The 4,436-nt window shown below is 66.1% G+C and carries 2 protein-coding genes and 2 pseudogenes; 1 reads left to right on the top strand and 3 read right to left on the bottom strand.

Annotated features, from left to right (window positions below):
- From VKG81_RS06175 to VKG81_RS06165, 3 genes and pseudogenes are all read right to left on the bottom strand, one after another.
- A pseudogene (locus tag VKG81_RS06175) lies at positions 1 to 180 on the bottom strand (cytochrome P450); the annotation flags it as partial.
- A gap of 211 nt (positions 181 to 391) precedes the next feature.
- Positions 392 to 2,147 (bottom strand): annotated as a pseudogene (locus VKG81_RS06170) (cytochrome c biogenesis protein CcdA).
- A gap of 21 nt (positions 2,148 to 2,168) precedes the next feature.
- Positions 2,169 to 3,509, bottom strand: a complete 1,341-nt coding sequence (locus tag VKG81_RS06165) for an NAD(P)/FAD-dependent oxidoreductase (protein ID WP_324394956.1) — start codon at positions 3,507 to 3,509, stop codon at positions 2,169 to 2,171.
- 170 nt (positions 3,510 to 3,679) lie between these two features.
- Here VKG81_RS06165 and VKG81_RS06160 point away from each other — a divergent pair, with 170 nt between their 5' ends.
- Entirely contained in the window at positions 3,680 to 4,276 is a 597-nt protein-coding gene (locus tag VKG81_RS06160; RefSeq protein WP_324394955.1) for a fasciclin domain-containing protein, read from the top strand.
- The last annotated feature ends 160 nt before the right edge of the window (positions 4,277 to 4,436 follow it).

Raw genomic sequence — 4,436 nt, 5'->3', positions numbered from 1 at the left:
CGGTGGAATCAGCCACTTGGGTCCGAGCACGATCCGCGTAATCGGACCTCCGGCGTCCAGCAGCGCCTGGAAGCCGTCGATCAACGACCGCCCGGCCTTGAGCCGCTGCCGATACGGCAGCGGATTCTTCGGCGCCAGCGGCAGCAATGCAATGTCGGTTTTCTTGCTGGTGTCGTCCATGCCAACTCCTGCGGAGGACGGCCGACATATCGTCATGAAGATCCCCTAACCTGGGCGCAGCTGTCCGATGAGCTGCTGCGAAGCGGTCGCGAATCGACTTCACACGAATCTTCTCTGCCGCCACGGAGTCCGGGCCAGCGTAGTGAGCTACTTGTTTTTCTCCCGGTGCGGACGGCACAGGGCGGGGAGCTGCTTCGACGTTGTCACGCCGTTAGCCGTAGGTAAAGGAGAAGGCTTGCAGCTCTGGGCTGAAACGCACCTCGAGGTGTCCATCGGCGACGTTTTCCCGGGTGGCGATTTGGTGCATGTTCGGTGGCCCGCTGACTGGTATGACGGTGGTCCTCCCGTCTCGGGTCACCGTCAGGGTGCCGGTGCCGCCGACGACGAGGTAGACGTTCTCGGCGTGGTAGTTCAGTTCGATGCTGGATTGATCGCTGCCGGCGGTGGCGCCCTGGTAGTCCAATGTCCAGGGCCCGCGGTAGGCGAAGCTGTCGTGGGGCAGCGTCGCCGGGTAGTCGAAAATGGCGGTGCCCTGGTCGTATGTTCCGGTGCCGCCGTAGTTGACGACCTTGCCGACCGACAGATAGGTCTCGGGTGTGAGACCGGCATGCGGTGTGGTCTCGGCGTCCTCGGTGGGTGTGGGCAATTTCGCGCCGGGGTGGGCGTCGTTGAGGAGTTCTCGGATCAGGGTTTCAGTGCCGGCGTAGTCGCCTTCGCCGAATTTGATGTGCCGAACCGTGCCAGTGGCGTCGATCAGGTATTCGGCGGGCCAATATCGGCTGCGGTAGTTCGTCCAGGTGGACAGGTTGTTGTCGAGCGCGATCGGGTAGGTGATGTGCAGGTCGGCGGCGCCGCCGGCGACGTTGCCGGGGACTTTTTCGAAGGCGTACTCGGGGCTGTGCACGCCGATGGCCTCAAACCCCGCGCGCTCGTAAGTGTTGTACCAGTCGACGACATGGGGGACGGAGCGTTGGCAGTTGATGCAGGAGTAGGCCCAGAAGTCGATCAGGACCACTTTGCCGCGCAGCGACTCGAGGTCGATCGGGGCGTTCCCGGGGGTGTTGAGCCAACCGGTGATGCCGGTGAGACGGCTGCGGTGCCGCAGTTTTCGAGCTGTGCGGCGCCGTTCGAACAATTTGCCAGGTCTTTGTTCTGAGAGTTGACGATGCCGCCGAGGTTGAGTTTCTGCTGGACGTCGCTGGCGCCGGCGACTTTGTCTTGCAGGGGGCTGGTGTAGTCGGGCAGTGCCCGCTGCAGCATGGTGGGCAGGTTGAACGCCAGCGCTATCGCCAACGCGAGCGTCACGATGCCGCCGGCGATGCGGATCTGGCGCTGGCGGCGGCGAAAGGCGCTGATCCGTTCGGCGACCTGGCGTCCGGCCAGGGCGAAGACGAGCAGCGGCAGCGCGGCGCCCGCGCCGAACGACACCGTCAAGGCGATGGTTTGAACGCCGATGTTTCCGGTGGCACCGGCGAGCACGATGGCGGCCAGAACCGGGCCGGCACACGGCACGTAGAGGACGCCCACCGCCAGACCGAGGCCAAACCCGGTCTTGCCGGTACCGATATTCCATTGCGGGATACGGGCGAAGGGTTTTTCCAGGATCCGCTCCAACCCGGGGAAAATCAGGCCGAGGCCGATCAGGGTCAGCGCGGCGAGGCCGATCCACCGGATCGTGTCCTGCGGCAGGTGCAGCAGCGTCAGCAGGGCCGACCCGGCCAGGTGATCACGCTGAAGCTCACCACCAGGCCGGCGACCACGGCGTATGGGCGAATCGCGTCTGGCAGGGAGCGGTTCGGTCGAGCCGCCGTCGTGACGACACCGCCGCCGCTGTGCCCTGATCGGGGCTGCTTATCGCGGCCACTTTGTGCGCCGGAGAAGAAGATCACCGGCAGGACCGGGAGGATGCAGGGCGAGATGCCGGTGATCAGCCCACCCAGAAAGCCGATCAACATCAAGGTGAACATGGGTCTCTCTTCGGATCGCGGTCAGCATGAGAGCGCCACCATCTTCCGACGGCCGGCGGCCGGCCAGTCGGCGCCCAGCCGGCGCGCGGCGCGCAGACCGGACGCCGCGCCGTCTTCGTGGAATCCCCATCCGTGGTAGGCGCCCGCGAACGCCACCCGGTCGTCGTCAAGGGTCGGCAGGAGCTGTTGGGCAGCAACCGATTCCGCCGTATACCGCGGGTGACGGTAGGTCATCTCGGCCAGCACCGAAGCGGGGTCGACACGGTCGCGGCCGCCGAGGGTGACCAAAAAGCGGCGGCCGCCCTGGATCCGCATCAACCGGCTGACGTCGTAGGTCACCAGGGCCGCGTCGCGATTCGCCGTGATCAGGTAGTTCCACGATGCGCGCGCACGGGGATGGCGCGGCAGTACCGATTCGTCGGTGTGCAGCTGCGCACAGTTCGCGGTGTAGGCAATCGCGCCCAGGATCGCACGTTCGGCGGGGGTGGGTGCATCCAGCAGGAGCAACGCCTGGTCGGGGTGCACGGCGATGACGACCGCGTCGAAAAGCCGCGGCGGGGCCCGATCGGTCTGCACGGTCACGCCGTCCGCACCGCGCCGCAGCGAGCGCACCGGCGTTCCCGCCGATACCTCGTCGAGCCGCGACACGACGGCCTCGACGTAGCTGGCCGAACCGCCCGTGACCGTTCGCCACGTCGGTGAGCCGAACACCGACAGCATCCCGTGGTGTTCGAGAAATTCAAACAGATAGCGGGCGGGGCAGGACATCGCCTCACCCGGCGCGCAGGACCATAGCGCCGCCACCAACGGCGTCATGAAGTGCTCGACGAAGAATCGCGAAAAGCGTTGCCGGTCAAGAAAAGATCCCAGCGTCTCCAGGTCACCGCCCGATTCGGTGCGCAGCAACCGGGCGGCGGCCCGGTGAAACCGAACGACTTCGCCGAGCATGAGCAGGTAGCGGGGGTGGGCGCTCGCCCAGCATGCAAAAAGCCCACCGATGCCGCGGGCGCCCGCGTACTCCAGCCCGCCGGTAAGCCGGTTGCGCGAACAGCCTGCCGCGCTGTCGGCGGCACGCACTGACATCGACATGTCGGATTCCTGTGTGGGCACATCGAGTTCGGCGAACAACCGGCACAGCGTGGGATAGGTGCGGTCGTTGTGCACCAAAAAGGCCGAATCGACGCCGACGATGTTGCCGTCGCCGCGATCGAGAAAATGCGTGTGCGCATGACCGCCGAGCCGGGTATCGGCCTCATACAGCGTGACGCGGTCGCGTCCGGACAGGAGGTAGGCGGCGGTCAGGCCCGCGACGCCGCTGCCGATGACCGCAACCGAGCGACCGGTGCTGTGTGTGCGCTGCACACCGGGTCTTCGGAGCGGATGACGACTCGGATGGGCCCCGACCGCCGATGAGTCGCATGCGCGAAAAGAATGCCGCCCCCCCATCCATGACGGGCCCGGCTTCGAATACCGGTTGGGACAGCCCGAAGATGACGGCATCGCGCCGTCTGTAACGCAAGGAGTCAAGGTCCATGAAAGTTCCAAACAAGGCAGTCAAGGCGGCCGGTCTCGCCGCGACCGCGATGGTGGCTCTATCGGTGGGCACCGCCGCGAGCGCCCAGGCCGATTCGACGGCCAACCTGGTCGGTCCGGGCTGCGCGGCGTACGCGCAGAAGGTACCTACCGGGCCGGGGTCGGTGGCCGGGATGGCCCAGGACCCGGTCGCCGTGGCCGCATCGAACAACCCGATGCTCACCACCCTGACCTCGGCCGTCTCGGGCAAGCTCAACCCGAACGTGAATCTGGTCGACACCCTCAACGGGAGCCAGTTCACGGTGTTCGCGCCGGTCGACGACGCGTTCGCGAAGATCCCCCCGGCGACGATCGACTCGCTCAAGACCGACTCGCCGACGCTGACGAATATCCTCACCTATCACGTAGTGCCCGGGCAGCTGAGCCCAGCCCAGATCGATGGCACGCACCCGACAGTGCAGGGCGCCTCGGTGACCGTGACCGGCTCCGGCAACAACCTCAAGGTCAACAACGCCTCGGTCATCTGCGGCGGGATCCACACCGCCAACGCCACGGTCTACTTGATCGACACCGTGTTGATGCCCCCGGCCAGCTAACGGACGCATGCCGATTGCGGGGTTGGTGTCTTGCCGTGCGAACAATCGTGGCGGCAAGGCACCACCCGGATCGGAGCCCGGCCCTGGTCATAGCGTCCCCACTAGCTCTTCACAGGTTCGGCTATAGCGAGGGTGTCTCAATGGCCGTATGACGACCACT

Source organism: Mycobacterium sp. (assembly GCF_035314905.1).
Classification (GTDB): domain Bacteria; phylum Actinomycetota; class Actinomycetes; order Mycobacteriales; family Mycobacteriaceae; genus Mycobacterium.
Note: the sequence above shows the minus strand (reverse complement) of the source record. Positions and strands in the feature narration are given on the sequence as shown.